The organism is Sulfuriferula sp. GW1 (genome assembly GCF_047300855.1).
Lineage (GTDB): Bacteria > Pseudomonadota > Gammaproteobacteria > Burkholderiales > Sulfuriferulaceae > Sulfuriferula.
Genome location: NZ_CP170197.1, coordinates 2,611,766 through 2,635,257 on the forward strand (window position 1 = coordinate 2,611,766; position 23,492 = coordinate 2,635,257).

General features: G+C 55.8%; 28 protein-coding genes. 8 read left to right on the plus strand and 20 right to left on the minus strand.

Annotated features, from left to right (window positions below; genetic code table 11):
• Positions 1-7: 7 nt before the first annotated feature.
• From ACFDAU_RS12915 to ACFDAU_RS12925, 3 genes are read right to left on the minus strand one after another with little or no spacing between them, the layout of a single operon-like run.
• On the minus strand, positions 8-1,132 hold the full coding sequence (locus ACFDAU_RS12915) for an FIST N-terminal domain-containing protein (protein ID WP_413437305.1): 1,125 nt from the start codon (positions 1,130-1,132) through the stop codon (positions 8-10).
• Positions 1,129-1,809, minus strand: coding sequence for an ERCC4 domain-containing protein (locus ACFDAU_RS12920; protein ID WP_413437306.1), 681 nt, complete (start codon positions 1,807-1,809; stop codon positions 1,129-1,131). Before ACFDAU_RS12920 ends, ACFDAU_RS12915 begins: the two co-directional genes overlap by 4 nt.
• A gap of 40 nt (positions 1,810-1,849) precedes the next feature.
• A complete protein-coding gene (locus tag ACFDAU_RS12925) occupies positions 1,850-2,413 on the minus strand; it encodes a DUF924 family protein (RefSeq protein WP_413437307.1) in 564 nt (187 codons plus the stop codon).
• A gap of 84 nt (positions 2,414-2,497) precedes the next feature.
• On the opposite strand from ACFDAU_RS12925, the gene ACFDAU_RS12930 reads away from it, so the two are divergent.
• Positions 2,498-2,938, plus strand: a complete 441-nt coding sequence (locus ACFDAU_RS12930) for a Slp family lipoprotein (protein WP_413437308.1) — start codon at positions 2,498-2,500, stop codon at positions 2,936-2,938.
• A 68-nt stretch (positions 2,939-3,006) separates the two neighbouring features.
• Here ACFDAU_RS12930 and ACFDAU_RS12935 read toward each other — a convergent pair whose 3' ends face one another.
• The 8 genes from ACFDAU_RS12935 to ACFDAU_RS12970 form a co-directional block, all read right to left on the minus strand.
• Positions 3,007-4,017: a LysR family transcriptional regulator gene (locus ACFDAU_RS12935; protein ID WP_413437309.1), complete on the minus strand. Its 1,011-nt coding sequence runs from the start codon at positions 4,015-4,017 to the stop codon at positions 3,007-3,009.
• 721 nt (positions 4,018-4,738) lie between these two features.
• Positions 4,739-5,581, minus strand: a complete 843-nt coding sequence (locus ACFDAU_RS12940; protein WP_413437310.1) for a hypothetical protein — start codon at positions 5,579-5,581, stop codon at positions 4,739-4,741.
• A 79-nt stretch (positions 5,582-5,660) separates the two neighbouring features.
• A complete protein-coding gene (locus tag ACFDAU_RS12945) occupies positions 5,661-5,789 on the minus strand; it encodes a hypothetical protein (protein WP_413437311.1) in 129 nt (42 codons plus the stop codon).
• 232 nt (positions 5,790-6,021) lie between these two features.
• Positions 6,022-7,290 carry a transporter gene (locus tag ACFDAU_RS12950; protein ID WP_413437312.1) on the minus strand — a complete coding sequence of 423 codons (1,269 nt, stop codon included), beginning with the start codon at positions 7,288-7,290 and terminating at the stop codon, positions 6,022-6,024.
• A 66-nt stretch (positions 7,291-7,356) separates the two neighbouring features.
• On the minus strand, positions 7,357-7,992 hold the full coding sequence (locus tag ACFDAU_RS12955; protein ID WP_413437313.1) for a C39 family peptidase: 636 nt from the start codon (positions 7,990-7,992) through the stop codon (positions 7,357-7,359).
• Positions 7,993-8,300: 308 nt separating this feature from the next.
• Positions 8,301-8,747 carry a hypothetical protein gene (locus ACFDAU_RS12960; RefSeq protein ID WP_413437314.1) on the minus strand — a complete coding sequence of 149 codons (447 nt, stop codon included), beginning with the start codon at positions 8,745-8,747 and terminating at the stop codon, positions 8,301-8,303.
• 82 nt (positions 8,748-8,829) lie between these two features.
• Entirely contained in the window at positions 8,830-9,135 is a 306-nt protein-coding gene (locus ACFDAU_RS12965; RefSeq protein ID WP_413437315.1) for a hypothetical protein, read from the minus strand.
• Positions 9,136-9,195: 60 nt separating this feature from the next.
• Positions 9,196-9,486, minus strand: a complete 291-nt coding sequence (locus ACFDAU_RS12970) for a hypothetical protein (protein ID WP_413437316.1) — start codon at positions 9,484-9,486, stop codon at positions 9,196-9,198.
• Positions 9,487-9,868: 382 nt separating this feature from the next.
• Here ACFDAU_RS12970 and ACFDAU_RS12975 point away from each other — a divergent pair, with 382 nt between their 5' ends.
• From ACFDAU_RS12975 to ACFDAU_RS12995, 5 genes are all read left to right on the plus strand, one after another.
• Entirely contained in the window at positions 9,869-10,087 is a 219-nt protein-coding gene (locus tag ACFDAU_RS12975; protein WP_413437317.1) for a hypothetical protein, read from the plus strand.
• 6 nt (positions 10,088-10,093) lie between these two features.
• Complete coding sequence (locus tag ACFDAU_RS12980) at positions 10,094-10,957, plus strand: tetratricopeptide repeat protein (protein WP_413437318.1); 864 nt, start codon at positions 10,094-10,096, stop codon at positions 10,955-10,957.
• A gap of 5 nt (positions 10,958-10,962) precedes the next feature.
• Complete coding sequence (locus ACFDAU_RS12985; RefSeq protein WP_413437319.1) at positions 10,963-11,220, plus strand: SemiSWEET transporter; 258 nt, start codon at positions 10,963-10,965, stop codon at positions 11,218-11,220.
• Between the two features lie 70 nt (positions 11,221-11,290).
• A complete protein-coding gene (locus ACFDAU_RS12990) occupies positions 11,291-12,010 on the plus strand; it encodes a DUF3025 domain-containing protein (RefSeq protein ID WP_413437321.1) in 720 nt (239 codons plus the stop codon).
• Between the two features lie 303 nt (positions 12,011-12,313).
• Positions 12,314-13,165, plus strand: a complete 852-nt coding sequence (locus ACFDAU_RS12995; protein ID WP_413437322.1) for an ice-binding family protein — start codon at positions 12,314-12,316, stop codon at positions 13,163-13,165.
• A gap of 196 nt (positions 13,166-13,361) precedes the next feature.
• Here ACFDAU_RS12995 and ACFDAU_RS13000 read toward each other — a convergent pair whose 3' ends face one another.
• The 7 genes from ACFDAU_RS13000 to ACFDAU_RS13030 all read right to left on the minus strand — a co-directional run bounded on the left by ACFDAU_RS13000 (position 13,362) and on the right by ACFDAU_RS13030 (position 19,888).
• On the minus strand, positions 13,362-15,602 hold the full coding sequence (locus ACFDAU_RS13000; RefSeq protein WP_413437323.1) for an Orn/Lys/Arg decarboxylase N-terminal domain-containing protein: 2,241 nt from the start codon (positions 15,600-15,602) through the stop codon (positions 13,362-13,364).
• Positions 15,603-15,721: 119 nt separating this feature from the next.
• Complete coding sequence (dcd, locus tag ACFDAU_RS13005; RefSeq protein ID WP_124704801.1) at positions 15,722-16,288, minus strand: dCTP deaminase; 567 nt, start codon at positions 16,286-16,288, stop codon at positions 15,722-15,724.
• A gap of 18 nt (positions 16,289-16,306) precedes the next feature.
• Positions 16,307-17,395: an iron-sulfur cluster carrier protein ApbC gene (gene apbC, locus ACFDAU_RS13010; protein ID WP_413437324.1), complete on the minus strand. Its 1,089-nt coding sequence runs from the start codon at positions 17,393-17,395 to the stop codon at positions 16,307-16,309.
• A 232-nt stretch (positions 17,396-17,627) separates the two neighbouring features.
• Complete coding sequence (locus ACFDAU_RS13015; RefSeq protein WP_413437325.1) at positions 17,628-17,990, minus strand: hypothetical protein; 363 nt, start codon at positions 17,988-17,990, stop codon at positions 17,628-17,630.
• A 53-nt stretch (positions 17,991-18,043) separates the two neighbouring features.
• The gene (locus ACFDAU_RS13020; RefSeq protein ID WP_413437326.1) at positions 18,044-18,640 is read right to left on the minus strand and encodes a CBS domain-containing protein; all 597 of its coding nucleotides are present in this window, start codon (positions 18,638-18,640) and stop codon (positions 18,044-18,046) included.
• A gap of 94 nt (positions 18,641-18,734) precedes the next feature.
• Complete coding sequence (locus ACFDAU_RS13025) at positions 18,735-19,349, minus strand: hypothetical protein (protein ID WP_413437327.1); 615 nt, start codon at positions 19,347-19,349, stop codon at positions 18,735-18,737.
• Positions 19,350-19,357: 8 nt separating this feature from the next.
• The gene (locus ACFDAU_RS13030; RefSeq protein ID WP_413437328.1) at positions 19,358-19,888 is read right to left on the minus strand and encodes an RNA pyrophosphohydrolase; all 531 of its coding nucleotides are present in this window, start codon (positions 19,886-19,888) and stop codon (positions 19,358-19,360) included.
• 212 nt (positions 19,889-20,100) lie between these two features.
• Between ACFDAU_RS13030 and ACFDAU_RS13035 the strand changes: the two genes are divergently transcribed.
• Both ACFDAU_RS13035 and pstS read left to right on the plus strand, forming a co-directional pair.
• Positions 20,101-20,532 carry a hypothetical protein gene (locus ACFDAU_RS13035; protein WP_413437329.1) on the plus strand — a complete coding sequence of 144 codons (432 nt, stop codon included), beginning with the start codon at positions 20,101-20,103 and terminating at the stop codon, positions 20,530-20,532.
• 135 nt (positions 20,533-20,667) lie between these two features.
• The gene (pstS, locus tag ACFDAU_RS13040) at positions 20,668-21,711 is read left to right on the plus strand and encodes a phosphate ABC transporter substrate-binding protein PstS (RefSeq protein ID WP_413437330.1); all 1,044 of its coding nucleotides are present in this window, start codon (positions 20,668-20,670) and stop codon (positions 21,709-21,711) included.
• A gap of 105 nt (positions 21,712-21,816) precedes the next feature.
• Here the strand turns inward: pstS and ACFDAU_RS13045 are convergent, their stop codons facing one another.
• Together ACFDAU_RS13045 and ACFDAU_RS13050 are read right to left on the minus strand one after the other, a co-directional pair.
• Positions 21,817-22,647: a class I SAM-dependent methyltransferase gene (locus ACFDAU_RS13045; RefSeq protein WP_413437331.1), complete on the minus strand. Its 831-nt coding sequence runs from the start codon at positions 22,645-22,647 to the stop codon at positions 21,817-21,819.
• Complete coding sequence (locus ACFDAU_RS13050; RefSeq protein ID WP_413437332.1) at positions 22,644-23,423, minus strand: polyamine aminopropyltransferase; 780 nt, start codon at positions 23,421-23,423, stop codon at positions 22,644-22,646. The genes ACFDAU_RS13045 and ACFDAU_RS13050 overlap by 4 nt, the downstream gene beginning before the upstream one ends.
• Between the last annotated feature and the right edge of the window lie 69 nt (positions 23,424-23,492).

Below are 23,492 nucleotides of genomic sequence, written 5' to 3' on the forward strand. Positions count from 1 at the left end.
TCCCTCTTTATAAAAATAATGTCAGCACGCCGGTATAGCCATACAGGCGGTCATGCGAAATTTCTCCATTGGCAAAAAATCCTACCAGTGGAAATTCACCCAGCACCTCACGGATCAGTTTGAGCTCAACCGAATCAGCGCCGAACAAACCCGCACCACGCCCCAGACAGGAATAATACACCGCTCCGCGAGGCGGTGCAGTGATCGCCTGTTTAATGTTGCCGAGCATCCGCAGCATATCCTCGCGCGCTGCGCTGGCATCGCGACGGCAAAATACCACCTCTCCCTGGACTGGTACCACCTCGCTGATCGCGACCAGACGTTCATTCGTGTCAGCACCAATCAGATTGCGCACCAGGTAATCGCCCGTATCCGAGCCGGAAACCGTGAGTGCAGCAAAAATATAGCCTGCGGCACGGCTCAAGTCACGCGCCAGAATTTCGCCAATATCTTCGTTGAGCACATCCAGCGCCGGGCGGCCATCCAGAGAAACCAGTATATTTTCCTGGCTGGCAGTAACCAGATGAGGCGCTGCAATCGGCGTAACGCCCTGGGTGAGGCGCGTCATCACCGGAACCTGTTCGCCGAACATCACTCCGGACAAGCCGCCGTGTATGACGCCGTCCGCGACCTGGTATGACTGAAAGCGCGAACTGGTGATGCCGCCGGTAACAAAGCCGCTTTGCATCCGTGCCGCCAGCGCCGCGACGAGATCGGGCACCTCGGCATTGCGTGCATCGCCGTGCACCAGCGCATAGTGCGCAGGCCGCCCGCCCACTTCGAAGCCGCCTGCCTGTTCGCTGAGCTGCGCGAGTTCGGTCACGTTGCCGAATACACGGAAACTGTCGGCAGGAAACTCGCCCAGCATCACCGCCATGGCCGACTCGTCCAGGTATTCCTGCGCCGTCGCACACACCCCGATACCCACCGACCCCACCCAGTGTGCTACGCTGCTATGACCACGCAGGTAGTCAAGAATCTCCGGCAGCCGGTTGGCGTACAGGTCGGTCACATACACAAAACCCAGGTTGGCAGCCGCAGGTACCGGCTGCAATCCGCGCAAGCACGTCTCGGCAGCTTCCATCCATTGCCCGAGACAAGAATGAGCAAAACGGAATGGGGTGCTGTTCATGCACGCGTTCCCGGCCAGTGTGCGTCGAGCACCTTGCGCATACGCCCGGCCGCCTGCGGGGTGATGCCGGCAACTTCGGCCAGGGCATCCACACTGGCGGCAAATACTGCCGCTGCGCTGCCAAAATGATCGAGCAATGCGCGCGCCAGATTCTCGTTGATGCCCGGCAATCCCTCCACCAGATAACGCTGGCCATTTACCGGATCGAACGGCTTGCCGCTGCGCATCACAATCGGGTGGCCGATACCGTGCTGTGCCTGACTGGCCATGGTATACATCAGCTCGGCGCTGAATTCGGCACCCGGGCTGGGCACCAGCGGCACGCCTTCACCCACCGTGAGCCAGGCAATGGCCTCGCGAATCACCGCAGGGTCGGTATGGAAACGCCCACCATAGAGATCGCCCTCGATGATGAATATCGGTTGATCGAAGCTGGATTTGAGCTTGCCCACTTCGCCAAACAGGCGCTTGTCCATAATCGCCAGACTGAAATCGGTAGCGGACTTGCGCTCCACCACCAGGCCACCGCCCAGATCATAGTCGCCGCAATCCAGCTCGGCGGGTTGGGTCACCAGCCCCTTGAAATTGCCCGGAAAGGTCTGCCAGTGCCGGAGCACCGGACCGTTATCTTCACGGGGATGAAAGCTTATGGAAACAGGGGTATCACTCATCGTCATGTTTGGCCGTGTCGTTTGAAAATAATGTCACTATAACGTGTCAGAAGGAAGACCCCGGCTGCTTCAGGAAAACCAGCTCCTCAACAGTGCTGGGGCGGCCGAGAATCGCATTGCGATGCGGAAAACGCCCAAAACGGGCGATCACCTCATGGTGCAGGTATGCATAGCGCACCGCTTCCGCCATGCCTTCCGCAGCGCGCAGGCTTTCAAACAGGGAAATCGAATATAACTGATCTTCCAGCTTCTCACTGTGTTCGAAAGGCAGATAGACAAACATGCGCTGGCGCGGAGGCAGCACCTTGTCCAGACCTCGTGTAATGAGGTCGCGGGCGATATGCCGCGCTTGCGCATCGGTGGCAAAAGCCCGGGGCGTTGCACGAAACAGATTGCGCGGGAACTGGTCGAGCAGGATCACCAAGGCCAGGCCGGATGAGACGGATTCCTGCCAGTCGGCAAGCCGTCCATCTGCCGCTGCCTGATAATCCGCCAGGAATTCATCCCGCATCCGCGCATCGGTCAGTTCATCCTTGCCGAACCAGCGCCGCTGCTGCGCCTGCGCATCGCCATCGAACCAGAAAGACAGGATTTGTTGCGCGCTGTGCATGATGCATGTCTCAATTTAAACGTCATCAAGTGTGCGTTAAAGCGTGCCAATGAACAAGCCCGGCGGCAGGCGGTCCATACTGCCATGGCACTGAATAAACCCATTACCCTGTTGCGATTTGCCCTGGTCATGCTGATGGTGGCGCCCGCAATGGCCGCCAACTTCGATCCTACCGGCCCCCGGGTGGAATGGCTGGGACAGATCATTGCCATTTATCGCGAGGATACGGATACCTGTTTTGAATTGAATGGCCCTTACGATACCTACGGCGCCATGCAGGCAGGCGCGACAGGTCAGTTCAAGACCTGCGCTTTTGGTTACTACGATCCTGAAAAATTTGCGCCGGGACGCTGGCTAAAGATTATCGGCACACTGCAAAAAACTGCGCCACACAAAAATATGCCCTTGGTGCTCGGCGCGCGCCTGGCTCTCACCGAGCGTCCGTTACTGCTGCCTTATTCGGGAGACGCATGGTGCGATCCTGAGTACCCATTCTCTTGGTGGCCCCTTCCCTATGGATTGTAGAGCGCATCTCCCGGAACTCCATTACTGGGTACTGAAACCGCTAGTGGAGTTCTTCGTTCTATTTGGCACTAAGCTGCAACACTGTATGGATGCTGGCTCCCAGCCACGGTTACGCTGTGTAGAATTTCGACCAGATGGCTCACAGCAGGGCCGGGGTTGCTGGTTCTGGATCCCCCGCGAATCAGATATAGCATGCCTTTGATGACATTCCCGCCCTGTAGGGGAAATGGCACAAGCGCACCCTGGTCAAGCAACTCCTGTACTCGATACTTCAAAAGCCAGGCAAATCCAAGGCCTTCCCGCACAGCCTCGATGGCCGTTTCAAAGTGGGCCACATTCCAGCACTGCCCCTGATGCAACCAGCGCCCAGCGCCGTTCCTTCTTTCAGGGTTTTCGAAATCGTGGATAACAATCTGCGTAATCTGTTCCAGATCGACCATGGTGATTTCCTTACCAGGGTTGAGCAGCGGGTGTCTGGGAGATATCACGGCGACATATTCAACTTCCATCAACAGTTTGCCCAGGAACCCCACGGGTACTTGAGTACTAATCGCCAGGTCTGCACTGCCCTGCCGCAATGCTTCATCGATGCCGACATTCGGAATTTCACTGAGCAGTACCAAGGTGCCGTTCCCGGTTCGCGCAAATTTTCTCAGGGCACTCATCAACAGACTGGGGGGAAAAGCAAAATCCACCACCAATCTTATTTCGGGCTCCCAGCCCCGTTCCATAGCTGAGGCGAATGCCTCGATCTTGTTGGCGTCACCGATCAAGCGTCGCGACCGTTCCATTATCGCGCATCCCATTTCTGTCAGTTGCGCCTTCCTTCCCTCGATTCTCAGTAGCGGCACGCCCAACTGCTCCTGCAGCTTGGCGAGCGCATAACTGATTGCGGACTGGCTGAGGTGCAAGTATTCAGATGCTTGGGCAAAACCTCCGCAATCCACTACTGCGTGCAGTACGCGCCATTGCCTAAGGCTGATGCGAGGGCTTCTGGCACCAGATAGCTGGATGTTTATGCTGTCATCACCGCCGTGCACCGGCGGCCTGCTGAATGTTCCATGTGCATCAACTACCATAATGTCCACTCCTCCTGATGTTAAGGCCACGCGTCCCTGCATCAGCAGGCGGAGTGTGGCCAGTGCGTCGAATTAGACGGCCAAAATGGCTGAATCAGATCCCTTCGTTCGCATTCGGAACACGCGCAAACATATCGAAATATTGCAATGAAAAAAGGTTAAAAGCGAAGTGGCGCGCGGCGATGGACAGTAGATTCCCCTCGGCGCCGAATAGCCGCACATTACCGCCCGAGAAGTATTCATGCCCTTCATTTCGTCAATGGAAACGAGCGGATCAACTTCCGAGAAGCCTGCTGAACAGTGGATCCCTCTGGTGTCCGGCGGAAAGAATGTTGATGAGCAGTCTGTCGCCAAGCCCGTGGCGGAGACAACGCGCGCGGTCGCCCTCGGGCATGTCGGTACACAGCACCGCTTAGGCTGCCTTGAGTGCCAAGTCGCACAATCTTTGGTATTCATTTTTTCTCCCGCATCTGCGGCGACACCCTCACCTTAGATCTGTTGCCATTAAGCGCATTAAAAATTTCTCTTCCCGGTAACCAGCAAATACCGCACCAGGAAAATGAATAATCTATTTATTCGATGTGTTTTTTTTGGAACAGGGGGCGTGGCCCGCAGCTGTAAAGATATTCGACAGCGCGTAAGGAAAAAGGTGGACGTGCCTCTCCCGAAGCCTTGGTCTACATCAGCCCTGCTTAGGCCGGAAACCAAAAACGGGCAAGATTCACATCGCCACTGGTTTGACAAGCAGGGCATTGACCATCACGGGTATGGCGCCGGATACGTCGATCACAAAAACCGGAGGAATCCGCGAACGCGGTGGTTTGGAAAATGACAACGACATCGTAGTGCTGTCGCCGACCGGAGTGTTACCGTTCTGATCGCCCGTGGTGAGTGTGTAGTTCACAAGCTGCCCGCCCAACACCTCGGTCGAGGTCACCGACACCGCTGGGGCACTTGCATCTGGCCTCATTACCGGCTGCGACCAGATGGTTTCGCCTGCCGCCGCATTACTTGGTAACCAATGGGGCTGCCCATTTATGATGATCGCTATGCCAAGTGTCGTGTTAAGCGCAATTGGTGCGGTAATGATCGCCAGCCCGGTGGCATGGCCTGTCGCAGCGGAACCCGTCAAATAAGTCTGCCCATTCATGTTAACTACCCCGGCAGATGCCGCGGCGAAGGCAGAGGAACCAGTGGCGGTTGCCAGCGCAACGGCTTCGCCTCCCGCCCCATAACCTGTCAAATCAGGCTGTTCATTGATGATGCCTGCCTTGGCGGATGCCACGATATACGCAAATGGACCGGTAGCGACCGCAAGGACGGCAGCTTGGCTCCGCGCTCCATAGCCTGTCAAATAAGGCAGTCTATTGAGTGTAAACACATTGGTGGAGGTCTCGGTGAATACGTTTCGGCCGGTGGCATTTGCCTGGGCGATGGCATACACGTTGGCGCCGGCGGCCGTGACCGCATCCATTTGAGCTGCCCCCATAACCACGGGATCGGCCCTGACCACAGTCATCGCGCCGCCCAGAACAGCCACCGCACAAAGTGTTCTCAGCTTCATATTTCTCCAGGCCTGGTGCTTTTCTAAGAGCAAGCGCTCCGTGTAATGCCCGGTATTTCCTGCCTCACCCGCTACGCCTTTACTGGAGCGAGGCGCTGGCTTTCATGTCGTTCACCACCACAGGCGAAGTGAAGTGGACGGCGACGGCACGCTCGACTCGGTCCACAATAAAAGTGGAAGCACACGCCATGCCCAAGAAGACATACATCTGTTTATTCGAAGTATTTTATTTCTTGGTGACGGCTTGCGCCGGCAGCTGTAAAAATTCTCGACAGTTAGGAAAGTGAAAACGCGGGGATTGGGAATGAGGCTCCCTGGCCTCCACGTCCTTGGAAGTGAGGGACGAGCGTAAGCGAGCCGGAACCTTTTCTGGCCCCCTTTATCAAGGGGCCAATTTCTGCAATCCCCGCCTTGGTAAGGTGGTTACTAGAGGTGGAGATTCAATAATTGAAGCGGATCGGCAGTGTAAACTGGATGGCGTATTTGGGCGCATCGTTGCTCAGCCCCATACTTAACACAGTGTTGAACATCACGTTCTTGCTCAGGATGGAGGAAGCGCCCACGTTGAACATACCGACCGTCTGCTCCGATCCGGGAACCTTGCTGCCGTTGATTTGCAGCTTCTGCACGAAGGTCTGGGAGAAAGAAAATTGCAGCGATGTCTGGGGGCTTGCGGCCAGCACAGTCCCCACGGAGAAGCCGATCTGATCGCCCTGCCTGATTTGATCTTTTTCGAAGGCCTTCTGATATGAAAGGCTTCCGACAAAGGCCAAGGGATCCTGGCGCTTGAGGGCAACCAACTGGACCTGAGCGGCTGGGTTGCCCGCCGGCAGTGCTACCCCGTTGTTAACCCGATCTCCGTTGCCAACGATATAGGTAAATCGCCCAATGAGGTCCGGACGCCAGCCGCGCTCGCGCGCCAAGGTCTTGGCCACCCCTACCGAGAGGTCGCCCAGGCCGCTGGCGTTGGCCGATCCGGTGAAACGGCCGGCGGGGCCAAAATCAGTCAACAATGATTGATGCACGAAACTGTAGGGCAGACCGAATTCCAATTGGGAGTCCCATGGTAGCCCGACTTTCAGGGCAAGGTTCCCCGTTGTTTCGTCACGCTTCACCTGCTGGGGCACGAGCGCATTACTTCCGCCTAAATTGTATATTAACGGGTAGGAGGATGTCTCCCGGCGCGCATAGGTGAGACTCGGCTCGAAATCGATCTGGCCTGCTGGCAGCAGCAGCGCACCCGTCTGAGTGAGGTTCCGCTCCAAGGCCCGTTGAGCGGCTTCTACATCGACCGAGAAGCTGCCCGGACCGGAAGATGTCTTGCCCGGCTGTCCGACGGGTGCCGCAGACGGCTGTGGCTGTCCCGATCCAGCCGGAGCTTGCGCCACCGTGGCAGCCATTTTTCCCGTCGCGGTCTGACTTGCGGCAGGACTGGGAGCTCCGAAGGCATTCAGCCGCCGTTCCAGGTCATTCTGCTGTTTTTGCAGCTTGGCGATAATTTCATTACGCGCCGTCAACTGGCGCTCCAGGTCGTCCATCCGCTTTTGCAGCTTGGCGATGTCCGCATCGTGGGCCGTCAGCTTGCGGGTGTGACCGGCTGCCCCGCTTCGGGAGGTCGTGTCCGCGGCGATCGATGGAACCGAAACACACAACAGACCGATCCCGGATAAGGCTGCTACCAACACCTTTTGCGATATTACCCGTCTCATTCCCTGCCCCTTATCCTGAAGTTGTTTCTTGAAGTTGCTGCCAAACCTGCGCTAAGCATACGGATTTTACTCCAAGGTGACAAAATCACTGTCCCGAGGCGCTAATTCATTGGGCGGGCCTTCGACGCCATCGCGCTGCTTGATCACAAAACCCACACGGCCGATATTGGAAAAGTCGATCCAGGCGTCAAGAAAATCGCTTACCAGCATGGTACGGTTGCCCCACGCGGGGTCCGCCAGCAGCACGCGGTTGCCCAGCAGCCCGCGGAAGACGACGAAGTGGTTGTAGCCCAAAATGTTGATAGGCACCATGATGGGAGCCATCTTGATCAGATCCCTGAGCTCCATCTTGCCGTTGGCGACCCCGAGATAACCTTGGGAGTCCGTGTAGCGCTTGAGGTCGAGCAAGGAGAAGCCTTGACGGATCTGCACCAGCTCGGGGTGCTTGATGTACTCTGGCCGGTTCATCAGGCTGACGGCGACCTCCTTCTCGGTCACCGGTTCGCCATACTGGTGGCGGAACAGCGTGGCGAGCGCCGCCGCTCCGCAGCTCAAGTCCCATTTCTGGATGACTACGTGCGCATGCCGCATTTCCAAAAGTGATGTAACAACGCGCTCCCGGGCTTGGGTAGCAGCGGACAAGACCAACAACAAAATCGTACAGCCGGCACAGAAGGCCCGGGCAGTCATGAATGACGCCATGGATGATACCTTTCGCTTCAAGACAAGCCTTGACTGTCACAGAGGTGGCCGCAGAGATAAAGGGGAGAAGCTGCTGGACCTGCAATTCTCATCTCAGCGTGTGCGCCGCAATCCTAATACCGTGCCCCGGAAAGGTCAATTTCGCCGCGTCGGGCCAATGGGAAAAAGTCAAGCGGTAGCACGATGACGGTTGCCACCGGCCCCGCTTGGCGGTAGCACGACGATGGTTGCCGTCAGCTCCGCTTGGCGGTAGCACGACGACGGTTGTCGCCGGCCCCGCTTGCAAGATGCGCATCGGTGCGGGCGGTTCACCTGAAAAATGGCTGCTCATAGGTGCCATATGCCACCAACACGCTGCCACTGATTGAGGTGCCGCCGACTTGCCGGCTCGTGTTCCCGCCAATGACCAAAACCCGCGTTCCCGGCACCGAGGCCGATGTCGTAGCTGCCGTGGCAACATCAGCTGTCGGCCCGAACGCTGTGGCTGTCCCGACAGACTCTGCTACCGCCACATTAGCCGTATCGTAGGATCCTCCATAGGGTCCACTCACGGTGTATGCAGCAACATTAGCGTTGGTGGACGTCCCGGTAACGACAAAGGCGCCGGCGGCCAGAGCCAGACTGCCCGCTGTAGCGTCGGCGCCTGCTGTCACAGCATCCATCTGAGCCGCCCCAAGCACCACGGGGTCGGCCATGGCCACTGAGGACGCGCCGCACAAGAGCATCACCGCACAAAGGGTGTTCTTGATCATCATGTTCTCCTAAATCATGCGTTTCTTGACTACCACACGCCCCACGCTATGCATAGGGCGTGTCCTACCTGCTACCCGAACACCCTTACGGCAACGTAGCGGTAGAGCCAGCGGTGCTACCTGCGGTAGCCACACCCAGGTACGAGACGGCAACCGCATAAGACTGAGCAGCCCCACCCGCAAACGTGTTGTTGTTCACAAGCGTCTGGGTATATGCACCGGTGTGCGAAACCCAGTCGCCGAAGCTGCCAGCGGCACCAAGAGCAATGGCGGTGCCACCGGCGGTTACGCCGTCCATCTGAGCGTCGGAAAGGGCGACAGGCCCGGCATTGGCTAGACCAGCGGAAGCGAGCAGCAGGCCAGCAACAAACGTAGAAGTAATGGTTTTCATGTCTAAATCTCCTATGGAAGAACTAAGGTTAATCAGTAAAATCCGCATTCGGAATGCGCATTAAAACGCAATCGAAGCCGACCCAGCCTGTGAATATGAGTTGATCCGCACGAGCCGGCTGAGCTCACCAGTCACGGGAGCGGTTGCTGTAAGCGTGGTCAAGGTATAGGTTTCAGTAGCCGCAGTGGACTTGCCAATGGCGATGGCTGTAGCGAAAGCGTCAGCAAGACCACCGGCGGTAACGCTGTCCATCTGCGCGTCGCTCAGTTGCATAGGCTCGGCTGCAAAAACCATGCTGGACATTGCCAAGAGAGGGATGGCTACAAGTGTGGTTACCAGTTTCGTGTTCATTTGAACCTCCTAAAAAAAAAGTAATGACCGATTGAAACGGTTTTGGAACCTCACGCCTTTGACGCTCGGTCCAATTGCAGATTAGCAGTCCACCAAGTTTAAAAAAGCGGATAAATTAGATATGTAATGTGCAGAAATCGCCCTGTTCTATGAATTTTTTTCAGTCATTTGATATTTAACTTTTTATATATATATTTGTACTAGAATGCACGCGACGTGTACGTGCCGAGACGCGGCTGAAGGTCACTGGCACCCTGCACACAACCACTGTGGAAGTTCGGTTGCGGCTAGTCAGCGTTCTCACGGCATGATCATTGAGACCTTGTCCCCGGCCCGCTTCATTGATGGTAGGCTATGGTTTCTCCCGTTTCCGGCCCGCACCATGAAATTGCTCGACCAATACAGCCTCAATGAGCTCAAACTTGTTTACCTGTGCCTGCACGCTGCGCTGCCAGGCGACCCGGAACTGATGGATTCCGAATTGTTGCAGGACTTGCAAACCTATCTGCAACGGATGGCCAGAGCAGCGGACGTAGACGTATCCCACCACGCACAATGGGCCACATGGCTTAACAACGGCGTGCTATTAAAACGCGTGTAGTCAATCATGACGGACTCCCGTTTTGTGATGGACGCTACCCGGGAAAATTTTTCCCAGCTGGTGTTGGGAAATTCTGAAAAGGGCCCGGTCATGGTGCATTTCTGGACACCCAAGGCCGGCCCCTGCATGCTGCTGATGCCGCGCCTGGTCAGGCTCACCGCAGAGTACGGCGGCAAATTCCTGCTGGTCATGGTCAACACCGACGAACTCGGCCACATCGCCCGCCAATATGGTGTCACCAGCGTGCCTACGGTAAAGTTTTTCCGCCACGGCCAGGTCGTCCACACCATCCATGGCGCTGATCCGGATGCTGAATTCCGCAAGGTGCTGGACCGTTTTATCGCCCGCGATAGCGACGCCATCCATGCGCGCGCCCTCGCCAGCCGCCAGCAAGGCGATGCCCAATCCGCGCGCCTGTTGCTGGTGGAGGCAGCGCTTGCCGACCCGGACAACCCGCGCATTCCTGCTGATCTGGCAAAGCTGTTGATGTCCGGCGGCGAGCTGCAGCAGGCGCACGACTTGCTCACAGCTTTATCACCAACGCTGCGTGAGGATGCTGAAGTCAGCCAGCTGATTACCCATCTCGATTTTATTCTCACTGCACATGCCGCACCGCCGCCAGCTGATCTGATGCAACGCATCGCACAGGACGCCAATGACTTGGAAGCACGCTACCAGCTCGCTGCCCAGTGCCTGGTGGCGGACGATATGGGTCGCGCCATGGCCGAGCTTCTGGAAATAGTCTGCCGCGACCGCAGCTTTCGTCAGGATATCGGCCGGCGCGGCCTGGTGAGCCTGTTTGATTTATTGGGTGCCGCGCATCCTCTCACCACGCAATACCGCCCCCTGCTCGTTAACGCATTGCACTGACCCCTATGCTCACCCATGACTGGATCGGCTTGCTCGCCGGTACACTCACTACCGTCGCTTTTATCCCGCAGGTGATCAAAATCTGGCGCAGCAAAAAAGCCGATGATATTTCCATCAGCATGTTCCTGATTTTTACCGTGGGTGTGGCGCTGTGGATGGTATTCGGCATTCAGATCGGTTCGCTGCCAGTCACGCTGGCCAACGCGGTCACCATGGTGCTGGCACTTGTAATTCTGATACTCAAATACCGCTATCGAAAATAACGCCCACACTTGGCTGCCCGGCTGGCCGGTCCATTCACCGCTGTTTGATTCGCTACTGCCGCTGCCGACCGTGCTGACCACACCGGTGAACTGGCCGGATACGGCCACGCTTACACGGCTTGCAGCCGAGCGTGGCGTGGTCAACTCCAACGGCCTGCCCATTCACTTCGTATCCGGCCATACCCCCGGTCCGGCGCTGGCCTACGAAACGACTGTCCACAACAGCGGCACTGTCCCCACTCGCAGTCACAATTGGCACGACTTCTTCAACGCACTGGTATGGCTCAACTGGCCGCACACCAAGGCCGCGTTCAACGCATTGCATATCCGCGCCGGGGTGTCGTCCGTGCGCAGCCGACCGCGTGATGCCCTGACCTTGCTGGACGAGAGCGGCGTGGTCGTGGCCTACTCGGAATCTGTACTGTGGGAGAAACTGGCGCGTGCAGACTGGAACGATTTGTTTGTCCGGCAACGCCCAACCGTGTGTGCTGCCATGCGCTTCTATCTGATTGGCCATGCGCTCCATGAAAAAGCGCTGGCCCCCTATCCGTCGATGACGGGCAAGTGCGTGCCTGTTTTGGTGCCAGATGAATTTTTTGCGCTGGATGCCGCGCGGCAACGTCTACAACTGGACGCTTCGCTAGCTCGACAGCTGTTGGCAACCCCGCCGCAAACACCGGCACAGTTTCCGCCGCTGCCGCTATTGGGTATTCCTGGTGTGACCCTTGCCAGTGAGCATCCGGGCTTTTACGCAGATACCAGGGTTTTTCGCCCGCAGCGGGTTATTTAATCCGGGATTGCCATTAGCATTTGGGTTGCTCAAGAACCAGTGCCGAGCACATCACCCATGTCGGCATCCTTTACACATTGCATCCATGTCTTCCCACAAAAAAATAACGAATCATTATCAAATCAATATATTGCTATAAGTTGCATGATTATTGCTTAGACCTGCTGATCAGATCAATAACGCTAGTGCGGTTCTTGCACCTGTGCCTTAACTTCCCGTGTTCACACGCTAGATAAAGCGAGATTTCGCCATTTTGGCGGAACCTTAAAGATGCATAACAAATAATGCTTTAGGAGCGTAGTGATGAAAACACCAAAATATTTGTCGATACTGTCATTGGCAGTGATCGGAGCGCTTTACGGCGCCTCTCCGGCATGGGCGACGCCATTTCTGGGCACCGCGCAGAGCTTCGCGGTACTGGGCGCCTCGACGGTGACCAATACTGGCTCGACCACCCTTTGGGGAGATCTGGGCGTCTACCCAGGCAGTTCGATCACTGGTTTGGGGAACATCACCCTCACAGGAACGGTACACCAGACTGATGCGATCGCGCAGCAGGCTCAGATTGATGCCCTCACTGCATACAATATTCTTGCAGGCCGATCAGTCACTAGCAACCTGACTGGTCAGGATCTGGGTACAGTGGGCACGCTCCAACCGGGCGTCTATCATTTCGATACGTCGGCTCAGTTGACGGGAACGCTCACTCTCGATGCCCTAAACAATCCCAATGCGCTCTTCGTGTTCCAGATCGGGACCACGCTCACCACCGCAAGCAGCGCGGTTGTCAATGTGCTCAATGGCGGTGCAAATAATGGCGTGTTTTGGCAGGTCGGCAGCTCCGCAACTCTGGGCACCAGCACGCTGTTCTCAGGAAATATTCTCGCGGATCAGAGCATCACCCTGAATACCACCGCAAGCATTCTGTGCGGCAGGGCCATCGCGCTAAATGCTGCGGTGACAATGGATACCAACACCATCTCCAACAATTGCATCGGCGCCGTCACCAGCGGCAGTACCGACTACGGCAGCGCCGGCTTCAGCGGCTACGGTAGCGGCAACGGCACCGGTCAGACCGTACCCGAGCCAGCCACACTGGCGCTGCTGGGACTCGGGCTCGTGGGGCTCGGATTCAGTCGACGTCGGCACGGTTGAGATAAACAGCCCGCTACAACCAAACCCTGCTTCGGCAGGGTTTGTCGTTTGTACGCCGCCGTGATGATAGCGGTGATATGCCTATTACAATTACCAGTCACCGGGCCTAAAGCTCCTGAAAAATCACACCCGGCTGTACAAAATTTTGCACAGGGTTCAGGAGGTTTTCGCCGGAATCAGCGCATGGATCCCGACGCTAACGCACACAATCCACATAATAAACCGGCTTGCCGTCCGTTTCTCCCTTCACCAGCCCGTGAATGTCCGTCTCGAAGCCAGGAAAACGTTCATTGAAATCGCGCGCGAATTTGAGGTAACGCACAATGGTGGCGTTGAAGCGCTCGCCCGGGATCAGCAGCGGAATGCCTGGTGGATAGGGTGTCAGCAGCACGCTGGTAATGCGGCCTTCGAGCTTGTCGATTTCCACCCGGTCGATTTCACGATGCGCCATCCTGGCGAACGCATCGCTGGGTTTCATGGCCGGTTCCATATTGGAGAGATACATTTCTGTGGTGAGGCGGGCGATGTCATTGGCCTTGTAGATGCCGTGAATGGCATCGCACAAATCCTTCAGCCCCATGCGCTCGTAACGCGGGTATTTGGCGATAAATTCCGGCAGTACGCGCCATAGCGGCTGGTTGCGGTCATAATCGTCCTTGAACTGCTGCAGTGCAGTCAGCATGGTATTCCAGCGGCCCTTGGTGATGCCGATAGTGAACATGATGAAGAACGAATACAAACCGGTTTTTTCCACGATGACGCCATGCTCGGCCAGGTATTTGGTCACAATGGCGGCGGGCATGCCGGAGTCGGCAAAGTCACCGTCGACGTCCAGGCCGGGTGTGATGATGGTGGATTTGATCGGGTCGAGCATGTTAAAGCCCGAGGCGAGGTCACCGAAACCATGCCACCGTTCATTGGCGCGCAACACCCAGTCGTCGCGCTCGCCCATCCCCTCTTCGGCCAGATGTTCCGGCCCCCACACTTTGAACCACCAGGAGTCGCCGAATTCGGCGTCCACCTTGCGCATGGCGCGGCGAAAATCCAGCGCTTCCATGATGGATTCCTCCACCAGCGCGGTACCTCCAGGGGGTTCCATCATTGATGCCGATACGTCGCAGGAAGCTATGATGGCGTACTGCGGGCTGGTGGAAGTGTGCATCAGATAGGCTTCGTTGAAGACGTCCCGATCCAGCGTGCGTGTCTCGGAATCCTGAATCAGGATTTGCGAGGCCTGCGACAATCCGGCCAGCATCTTGTGGGTGGACTGCGTGGCAAAAATCATGGATTCCTTGCAGCGCGGCCTGTCTTTGCCAATGGCGTGCATACCCTGATAAAAGTCGTGAAACGTCGCGTGCGGCAACCAGGCCTCGTCAAAGTGCAATGTGTCGATCTGGCCGTCAAGCAAGGCTTTGATAGTCTCTACGTTATAGAGCACACCATCGTAAGTACTCTGAGTAATGGTAAGAATGCGTGGCTTGCCCTTGGCAGCGCGTGCGAACGGATTGGCGTCGATTTTTTTCTGGATATTTTCGGGCGTGAACTCGGACAGCGGAATCGGGCCAATAATGCCATAGTGATTGCGCGTCGGCGTCAGGAACACCGGGATCGCTCCTGTCATGGTAATGGCGTGCAGGATGGACTTGTGGCAATTGCGATCCACCACCACGATGTCGTCTGGCGCCACGGTCGAATGCCACACCATCTTGTTGGAAGTGGAAGTGCCGTTGGTCACGAAGAACAGGTTATCGGCGTTGAAAATACGCGCCGCATTGCGCTCTGATGCCGCCACCGGGCCGGTGTGGTCAAGCAATTGACCCAGTTCGTCCACGGCGTTGCAAACATCGGCACGCAGCATGTTTTCACCGAAAAACTGGTGGAACATCTGTCCCACCGGGCTTTTCAGGAAGGCCACGCCACCCGAGTGCCCGGGGCAGTGCCAGGAATAAGAGCCATCCGAAGCGTAATGGGTGAGCGCGCGGAAGAACGGCGGCGCCAGCGAATCGAGGTAGGTTTTCGCCTCGCGCAGGATATGGCGCGCGACGAACTCGGGCGTATCCTCGAACATATGAATGAACCCGTGCAATTCCTTCAGCACATCGTTGGGGATATGTCGCGAGGTACGCGTTTCACCATACAGAAAAATCGGGATTTCACTGTTGCGGAAGCGGATTTCTTCCACAAAGGTGCGTAACTGGGCTACGGCCTGATCGGCCGCATTGGGCGAAGAAAATTCTTCGTCGTCGATCGACAGAATAAAGCACGATGCACGACTCTGTTGCTGAGCAAAACTGGACAAGTCACCATAACTGGTTACACCCAGCACCTCGGTGCCCTCATCTTCTATGGCCTTGGCAAGCGCCCGAACACCCAGTCCGCTGGCGTTTTCGGAACGGAAATCCTCGTCGATAATGACGATGGGAAAACGGAATTTCATTACTGACTCCTCAAGACCGGCTGTTCAAAGACAGCACGGAAGAAAAAATGAAACCGCCAGGACGACGCCTCACGCGCGGCGGCCTTGGCGGTTTTGGCGCTAGCCTGAATGACATCGGCCTAGATTTTCGGCAGTGTTACACCGCTCTGCCCCTGGTATTTACCACCGCGATCACGATACGAGGTTTCGCATTCTTCATCCGCTTCAAAAAACACGACCTGCGCCACGCCCTCGTTGGCATAGATGCGCGCAGGCAACGGTGTGGTGTTGGAAAATTCGAGCGTCACATAGCCTTCCCATTCCGGCTCGAATGGTGTGACGTTGACGATGATGCCGCAACGCGCGTATGTGGATTTACCCAGACAAATGGTCAGCACGTTGCGCGGGATTCGAAAATATTCCACAGTGCGCGCCAGCGCGAACGAGTTGGGGGGGATGATGCAGGAATCGCCCTCCACATCCACGAACGAATTGGAGTCGAAATGTTTGGGATCGACTATCGTCGAATTAATGTTGGTGAACAGTTTGAATTCGTTCGAGCAGCGAATATCGTAGCCATAGCTGGAGGTGCCGTAGGAAACGATTTTCTGGCCGTTCATCTCGCGCACCTGGCCGGGCTCGAACGGCGCAATCATGCCGTGCTGCTCCGCCATGCGGCGGATCCATTTATCTGACTTGATACTCATCTGGATAAGTTCCGGTACTCAGGTGTTTTGAATGACGATCTTCGGGAAAGCGGCGCTGTGGTCCTGCGACTGCTCGGCCACTTTCACTGCTACACGTCGCGCGATGTCGCGGTAAATTTCCGCAATGCGGCTATCAGGCGCCGCGACCACAGTAGGTGTACCGGAATCCGCCTCTTTGCGGATGCGCATGTCGAGCGGCAACGCACCCAGAAATTCGATTTCATAATCAGCCGACATGCGCTCGCCGCCGCCTTCACCGAAAACATGCTCTTCATGTCCGCAGTTGCTGCAGATGTGAATGCTCATGTTTTCCACGATACCGAGAATAGGAATCCCGACTTTCTCGAACATTTTCAACCCCTTGCGCGCGTCGATCAGGGCAATGTCCTGCGGCGTGGTGACGATCACCGCGCCTGTGACAGGCACGCGCTGCGCCAGCGTCAACTGGATGTCGCCGGTGCCGGGCGGCAGGTCAACGACCAGATAATCCAGATCGCGCCAGCGTGTATCGTTAAGCAGTTGCTCCAGGGCTTGGGTGACCATCGGGCCGCGCCATACCATGGGGGTTTCCGCATCAATCAGAAAACCGATGGACATGGCCTGTAGGCCATGACCTTCCATCGGCTCCAGGGTCTTGCCGTCGCGGGATTCCGGGCGACCGACAATGCCCAGCATGGTGGGCTGGGACGGTCCATAAATGTCGGCATCCAGCATCCCCACATTGGCGCCTTCTGCAGCCAGCGCCAGCGCCAGATTGACCGCAGTGGTGGATTTGCCCACCCCCCCCTTTCCCGACGCCACGGCAATCACGTTTTTAACGCCGGGGATGAGTTTTACCCCGCGTTGCACGCTGTGCGAGACAATCTTGTAACTGACGTTGACAGCGATTTTTCCCACACCCGCCAGCGTACCCAATTTGTCGGCCACCAGCTTGCGGATGATTTCCATCTGGCTTTTGGCGGGATAGCCCAGCACCACGTCCAGGCTCACGTCGTTGCCATCCACTTTGATATTGCGCGCGGATTTGCTGGTGATGAAGTCCTTGTGCGTGTTGGGGTCAATCACTTCTTTCAATGCGGTCTGGACTTGCAGCTCGGATATGGGCATTACTCTTGACTCCTTCGGTGTGCGGCGAAATGTCTAATTTTAATCAATCTGTCCTATCGCATCCATGCATGCCAAAATAAAAACCGGGGACTTAACCCCGGTTATTCACTTTGACCGGCAGCAAACCATGTTTAATGGGTTGAGCAGGAACGTAAATGGCTGAGCAGCAGGTTCAATTTGCTTCGCCACTACGTATTTGCGTGTCAGCGCCAAATTAACACATTGCGCTGGTTTATGCCTCTCGTCCCGTATAGTGCCCTACCAGCAAAGCTTCGGGCACTCGATCGCGAATCGCCCCCGCTATTTCCAGCACAACGCCGGAACGATGCCGCAGCGATACCCACAGCACGTTGATTGACAGGTTCACATCGGCAAATACCACTTCTCTATAGCAGGCGAGAACCGCCTCGATACTGAGCACGGTACGCTCGATGTAGACTTTTGGCTGCTGCCGAAGCTTGGGCAATAGCATCATGAAGTCGGTCAGCATTTTTCCATTTTCATCGTGTGTGGGAACAATTTTCCACATCGGCAAAGCCGGTTTGGCGGTTTGCGCAGTAAGTACCGCTCGACTGGAGAAACGTGCCGGTTTCATGAGCCTATCTTCATGGATGAAGTTTGCGCGCTGTGACGAAGTTACTATACTTCTCAGTGCGCCAACTGGGTTTCAATTTCGGCGAAAGTACGCGCAATTTCCGCAGTCTGCACGGTAACGCCAAGCTGCCGGGTCAGGCGCGACAGCGACAGGATGCCACGCACCTTCTGCGGCAATCCCGGGGCTGGCCGATCCACCACCAGCGCATGCTGGCGTCCACTTGCTTTAAGCGTGGCCAGTACATTGCCCGCCCTGGCACGTTCTACATCATTCATGCAAATCACTTCGAGCCTGTCGCCCGGCGTCATGATGTCCTGCACCAAGATCTCCGCATGAGTGCAGCCGGTATTCTGGATCACCTGCATCGGCTTTTCACCCATCAAGTCGGTGGAAGTAACTAATCCTAATATCGTATTTTTTGCATCCACAACCAGCAACAAGCGCACGCCACGGTGAATCATTTTGTGTTGCGCTTCTTCTATGCTTTCCAAAGGAAAAATAGTGTATGCCGTCACGATTTTGAAATCGGTCATCACATCCAGCGCGGGGCTATTCAGGGTGACCCGTTCAGGCAGATTCTGTACGGGTTTATGAAAAGTTGCACCGGACTCAAGCCGTCCGGAAGGAAGCTGGTGATAGGTTTCGCTCATAGTTGTCGCCTTGTCTGATTTTATCGTGTTCTACCCTGTTCTCCTGCCAATCACAGGCTAGTCTGAACCAATATAAACCTTCACAGACAAAACCTCAATCAGCCAGTGCGCGCTCGACTTCATTCCGAATTGCGATATCAGCCCCGGGGCCAAAGTGACTGGTCAACGGATCGAAATCGTCGGTGAAGGCATAATCGAATTTCACATCCTGCAAACCCAGGGCACCGAACAGTCGGTTTTCGAATGAATAATCGTCGGGCTGGGCAATAATGGTCGGCCAGCCTGACACGCCGCAAGATAATATCGGCCCAAAAAATATCAGTCCCGGCTTATTCTTGCAGCGCAGCGCGCAACTACCTTCGGTGCGTCCAGACATGGGCAAAAAATCAATGGTGCGCGAGAATCGGTTTTCGCGGCTCAGCACGATATCCGTCTTGCCCGAGATATGGCGGGCTTCGTGGCCGTAGGCCATGGTTTGCGCAGCAGCCGCGCTGCGCCAGGCATCCACATCCTGCGCACCGAGGTGACTGGGATAAAAAATGAATTTGAGCGACATGATGGTATTGATCTGCGTCAGGATTTCCGGGCTAAAAATGGGCGAATTGATCAGAATGCCACCGCCCTCCTTGTCGGCCAGAAAAAAAACTGCCGGGTGGGTGCCCGGCAGGTAGTACACGCTACGATCAAAGGATTCGTACAGTTTTTGCATTAAATATCCTATTCGTGATGATGCACCTGGCCGAAAAGCCGGGCGGTCCCATGTTTGCGCGTCGCATCGCGCTCAAGATAACGTTCCAGTTCAGTCAGCGCGGAGCGATATACGTCACGCTTGAAGTCTACAACCGATTCCATCGCTGTCCAGTAATCGTTCCAACGCCAGGCATCGAATTCAGGGTGCGTAGAGGCGCGCAGGCACACGTCGCAGTCGCGCCCCGTCAGGCGCAGCAAAAACCATATCTGTTTCTGCCCACGATAATTACCGCGCCAGTCGCGCCGCACCCACTGATTCGGAACGTCATAGCGCAACCAGTCGCGGGTGCGCCCAAGGATGCGCACATGCTGCGCGCCCAAACCGACTTCCTCCATCAGTTCCCGGTACATGGCCTGTTCCGGGGTTTCGCCGTGGTTGATCCCACCCTGCGGAAACTGCCAGGAATGTTGCCGTATACGCTTGCCCCAAAAAACCTCATTCCGGGAATTACATAGAATGATGCCGACATTGGGGCGATATCCCTCCTTGTCGATCATATCCGTCACCAAAATTAATCCGTTACAATTGATTCCATTTTTCCACAGTTCGTAAACATTGGAAAGACACGATGCGCTTCCCTGAACCCCTATTTCCGGAACCCCGTGTATTACGTTGTAAATTGCGGCGCAAATCCACAGCTCGCCAGCCGCGATTTGGCTTAATGAGCCGATGATATTTTTATTCTCAATATACCCCGCAAATCCGAATAATGGATGATCTGGAAAAACACTATAAAGCGCTTCCGCTAGCCGAAAGATTGGACCTGGCACTGTCGGAATCCTTGCCTGCGCATTACCGCCCCTTCATGGTGCATGAGCAGTGGATGGTCATCAAATGCTACTTTGCCCGTCGTGCGGACCTCAGTCAGGACGAAGTCGCTGCGTTGATTGAAGATCAGGATCACGTCATCCGTCTGTGCATCGCCAAACGTCCCGACCTCACCCCAATCATGGTGGAAAAATGCGTCAGGGATCGCGACCCCAATGTACGTCATGCCATCTCGCGCAATGCGCTCATCAGCGAGGCGCAACGTACGCTACTCAGGCAGGACGAAGATCCACTGGTGGCGCGTGCAGCCGCCAAAGGCGCGAAGGCTACGCAATACCGGCAAAGGCCAGGCCAAACCAGGCTCATTAAATAACCGGTCCTCTTATCCAGGGCGTGAAAACCGGTCACGACTCTTCTTTTTTTGTCACAATACTGTCATATAAATAGCTCAAACTGATTGCGGTTTTGGTATTTCCAAATACCTCAGTTTCCCATTAATAAGGAGTTCATGATGCTAGCAGCAGCTCTCAAACGTTTATACCAACCCCTTGCAATAGGTTTCATTGCTTCCAGCATGGTCCTCGGCGCCCAAGTTGCTGCGGCAGCCGATACGCTGACGGGCGCTGGTGGCACCGCCATCTACCCCGTGCTGTCTAAATGGGCTGCCGCCTATAAGAAAGACACCGGTACCGAGGTCAATTACCAATCCATCGGTTCGGGAGGGGGCATCAAGCAAATCAAGAGCAAGACCGTGGCTTTCGCCAACAGCGATAAACCGCTGACCCCGGACGATCTGAACAAATCCGATCTGGCGCAATTTCCGGCTGTCATTATCGGCATCACCCCGGTGGTCAATCTGCCTGGCGTGAAACCGGGCGAAATGGTATTGAATGGCACCGTTCTGGCTGACATTTATCTGGGCAAGATCACCAAATGGAATAGCCCGGCTATCCAGGCGCTCAACCCGGGCATGAAACTGCCTGACATGGCGATTTCCACTGTGCATCGTTCCGACGGTTCCGGTACTACTTTCAACTTCACCGACTACCTGGCCAAAGTAAGCCCGGAATGGAAAGAAAAAGTGGGTTCCGATACCTCGGTGTCCTGGCCGAGTGGCGTGGGCGGCAAAGGCAATGAAGGTGTGGCCGGCTTTGTGAAACAGCTGCCTGGTTCGATTGGGTATGTGGAATACGCTTACACCATGGAAACCAAACTGACCTACACCCGCATGGCAAATGCCGACGGCAAAGTGGTTACTCCCAGCATGGACAGCTTCCAAGCCGCCGCTGGCAATGCCGATTTCTCCAAGGTCAGCGATTTTTACCTGATTCTGACCAACCAGCCAGGCGCGAAAAGCTGGCCCATCACGGCTGCCACCTACATCCTGATGCGCAAGGACTATCCCAAAGCCGAAAATGAGAAAGTGCTTAAATTCGCTAAATGGTTCCTTGAACATGGTCAGGCCGATGCCGAAAAGCTGGCCTACGTACCGCTGCCCAAGCGTACTGTCAGCTTGATTGAAGCCTACTGGAAAAAAGAATTGGGTATTTAAGGCTATACAAGGGGGATTCAATACCCCCTTCAGCTTTACTGATCGATTCTGTTTAACATCAGGGTGGCGCAAGCCACCCTTTTTGTTTGGGTATAACGCCTAAAGTCAAAGCCCCGTAAAAAACCGCTCGCGCATTTCCTCAAGCCCCAATGTTTCCAGCACTTCATTCAATCGCTCCGCCGGACGTTTGCGCGGCAGATCTTTATAGCTGGCAATAATCAGTTCATTTTTCATCGAGTGCTCCCACCCCACCAGTTCGGTCACGCTTACCTGATAGCCGTGCGCTTCCAACTGCAGGCAACGTAGGACGTTGGTGATCTGACTGCCGAATTCACGCGTATGCAAGGGATGCCGCCATATTTCGGTGAGCACGTTTTTAGCCAGCGTTTTGCTTTTGTTTTTCTTCAACACTGAAGCCACTTCTGCCTGGCAACAGGGTACCAGCACCATGAACTGCGCCTGTTTCTTCAGCGCAAAATGAATCGCGTCGTCGGTAGCCGTGTTGCATGCATGTAGCGCCGTAACAATGTCCACTTTGGCCGGCAACAAGTCGGAAGTAATGGATTCAGCCACTGACAGGTTGAGGAAGCTCATGCCCGCGAAACCCAGTCTGGCCGCGAGTTCCTGCGACTTTTTCACCAGTTCGTCGCGAGTCTCAATCCCGTAAATGTGCGACGCATTATTGAGCGTCTTGAAAAACAGGTCATACAGAATGAAGCCCAGATAGGACTTGCCGGCGCCATGGTCCACCAACCGGATATCGGCGTGGTCCTGCTGGACGGCCTGCAGCAATGGTTCGATGAATTGGTACAGGTGATATACCTGCTTGAGTTTGCGACGGCTATCCTGGTTCATTTTGCCGTCGCGGGTGAGGATATGCAGCTCCTTGAGCAACTCAACGGACTGACCCGGCTTGATTTCGTCCATGCCGTTCATGCCAGCCCCTTGTGGTCATGCGCATTCATCACACGCAATCCCTCAACAAAATGAGTGAATTCCAGCCCCAGGTCAGTTTGCAGACGCTCCGCGCGGTTGCGCAAGGCTTCCCATCCGGTATGGCGAGGCTTGCTGGCGAAGCCGAATACGATGATATTGCCGCGTCGCTCGGCAGGCAGGCACAGAATGCGTCCATCAAAGGCAGTTTCGATGCGTTTGAGGTAAACATCGAAGTTGGGATCGCTGCCCCACAGATTGACCGACAGCACGCCCTGTTGCGTGAGCGCCATCGCGCAATGGTCGTAGAAATCCTGGGTGGCGAGGGATTCGACCTGGCAGCCGGAATCAAAGCCGTCCAGCAGAATGGCATCCCACCCCAAGTGTTCAACTACATAACTCGCCGCGTCGCCATGCACCACCTGCAAACGCTCATCGTCTGCAGGTAGCTGGAAAAATGATCGGGCAGCGGCGATCACTTGCGAGTTGATTTCCACGGCAGTCAGTTTTGTTGCATGCATCCGATGGTAAAGAAATTTCGCCAGGGAACCACCACCCAGCCCCAGCATCAGCACACGCTCCGGCGGCGCCACGAGCAGCAGAAAACCCAGCATGGCGCGGGTATAGGACAGCTCCAGACCGTTGGGGTCGGACAACCGCATGGCTGATTGCACCGTGTCATTACCCAGGTGCAGAAAGCGCACGCCGTCCTGCTCGCTGATTTCGACGGTGTCAAGATCAGACACCGCCTTGTGAATACGTCGCTTGAAAAATCGCATGAAAATCCTATTTGTAAACGCAGCGCAGACGTAGCTGTTAAAATTGCCATCATTTTACGAACAACCGGA

Excerpts from the sequence above, each read along its gene's own strand:
- ACFDAU_RS12915 (WP_413437305.1), bottom strand. The coding sequence starts at position 1,132 with ATGAACAGCACCCCATTCCGTTTTGCTCATTCTTGTCTCGGGCAATGG.
- ACFDAU_RS12920 (WP_413437306.1), bottom strand. The coding sequence starts at position 1,809 with ATGACGATGAGTGATACCCCTGTTTCCATAAGCTTTCATCCCCGTGAA.
- ACFDAU_RS12925 (WP_413437307.1), bottom strand. The coding sequence starts at position 2,413 with ATGCACAGCGCGCAACAAATCCTGTCTTTCTGGTTCGATGGCGATGCG.
- ACFDAU_RS12930 (WP_413437308.1), top strand. The coding sequence starts at position 2,498 with ATGGCACTGAATAAACCCATTACCCTGTTGCGATTTGCCCTGGTCATG.
- ACFDAU_RS12935 (WP_413437309.1), bottom strand. The coding sequence starts at position 4,017 with ATGGTAGTTGATGCACATGGAACATTCAGCAGGCCGCCGGTGCACGGC.
- ACFDAU_RS12940 (WP_413437310.1), bottom strand. The coding sequence starts at position 5,581 with ATGAAGCTGAGAACACTTTGTGCGGTGGCTGTTCTGGGCGGCGCGATG.
- ACFDAU_RS12945 (WP_413437311.1), bottom strand. The coding sequence starts at position 5,789 with ATGTATGTCTTCTTGGGCATGGCGTGTGCTTCCACTTTTATTGTGGAC.
- ACFDAU_RS12950 (WP_413437312.1), bottom strand. The coding sequence starts at position 7,290 with ATGAGACGGGTAATATCGCAAAAGGTGTTGGTAGCAGCCTTATCCGGG.
- ACFDAU_RS12955 (WP_413437313.1), bottom strand. The coding sequence starts at position 7,992 with ATGGCGTCATTCATGACTGCCCGGGCCTTCTGTGCCGGCTGTACGATT.
- ACFDAU_RS12960 (WP_413437314.1), bottom strand. The coding sequence starts at position 8,747 with ATGATGATCAAGAACACCCTTTGTGCGGTGATGCTCTTGTGCGGCGCG.
- ACFDAU_RS12965 (WP_413437315.1), bottom strand. The coding sequence starts at position 9,135 with ATGAAAACCATTACTTCTACGTTTGTTGCTGGCCTGCTGCTCGCTTCC.
- ACFDAU_RS12970 (WP_413437316.1), bottom strand. The coding sequence starts at position 9,486 with ATGAACACGAAACTGGTAACCACACTTGTAGCCATCCCTCTCTTGGCA.
- ACFDAU_RS12975 (WP_413437317.1), top strand. The coding sequence starts at position 9,869 with ATGAAATTGCTCGACCAATACAGCCTCAATGAGCTCAAACTTGTTTAC.
- ACFDAU_RS12980 (WP_413437318.1), top strand. The coding sequence starts at position 10,094 with ATGACGGACTCCCGTTTTGTGATGGACGCTACCCGGGAAAATTTTTCC.
- ACFDAU_RS12985 (WP_413437319.1), top strand. The coding sequence starts at position 10,963 with ATGCTCACCCATGACTGGATCGGCTTGCTCGCCGGTACACTCACTACC.
- ACFDAU_RS12995 (WP_413437322.1), top strand. The coding sequence starts at position 12,314 with ATGAAAACACCAAAATATTTGTCGATACTGTCATTGGCAGTGATCGGA.
- ACFDAU_RS13000 (WP_413437323.1), bottom strand. The coding sequence starts at position 15,602 with ATGAAATTCCGTTTTCCCATCGTCATTATCGACGAGGATTTCCGTTCC.
- dcd (WP_124704801.1), bottom strand. The coding sequence starts at position 16,288 with ATGAGTATCAAGTCAGATAAATGGATCCGCCGCATGGCGGAGCAGCAC.
- apbC (WP_413437324.1), bottom strand. The coding sequence starts at position 17,395 with ATGCCCATATCCGAGCTGCAAGTCCAGACCGCATTGAAAGAAGTGATT.
- ACFDAU_RS13015 (WP_413437325.1), bottom strand. The coding sequence starts at position 17,990 with ATGAAACCGGCACGTTTCTCCAGTCGAGCGGTACTTACTGCGCAAACC.
- ACFDAU_RS13020 (WP_413437326.1), bottom strand. The coding sequence starts at position 18,640 with ATGAGCGAAACCTATCACCAGCTTCCTTCCGGACGGCTTGAGTCCGGT.
- ACFDAU_RS13025 (WP_413437327.1), bottom strand. The coding sequence starts at position 19,349 with ATGCAAAAACTGTACGAATCCTTTGATCGTAGCGTGTACTACCTGCCG.
- ACFDAU_RS13030 (WP_413437328.1), bottom strand. The coding sequence starts at position 19,888 with ATGATCGACAAGGAGGGATATCGCCCCAATGTCGGCATCATTCTATGT.
- ACFDAU_RS13035 (WP_413437329.1), top strand. The coding sequence starts at position 20,101 with ATGGATGATCTGGAAAAACACTATAAAGCGCTTCCGCTAGCCGAAAGA.
- pstS (WP_413437330.1), top strand. The coding sequence starts at position 20,668 with ATGATGCTAGCAGCAGCTCTCAAACGTTTATACCAACCCCTTGCAATA.
- ACFDAU_RS13045 (WP_413437331.1), bottom strand. The coding sequence starts at position 22,647 with ATGAACGGCATGGACGAAATCAAGCCGGGTCAGTCCGTTGAGTTGCTC.
- ACFDAU_RS13050 (WP_413437332.1), bottom strand. The coding sequence starts at position 23,423 with ATGCGATTTTTCAAGCGACGTATTCACAAGGCGGTGTCTGATCTTGAC.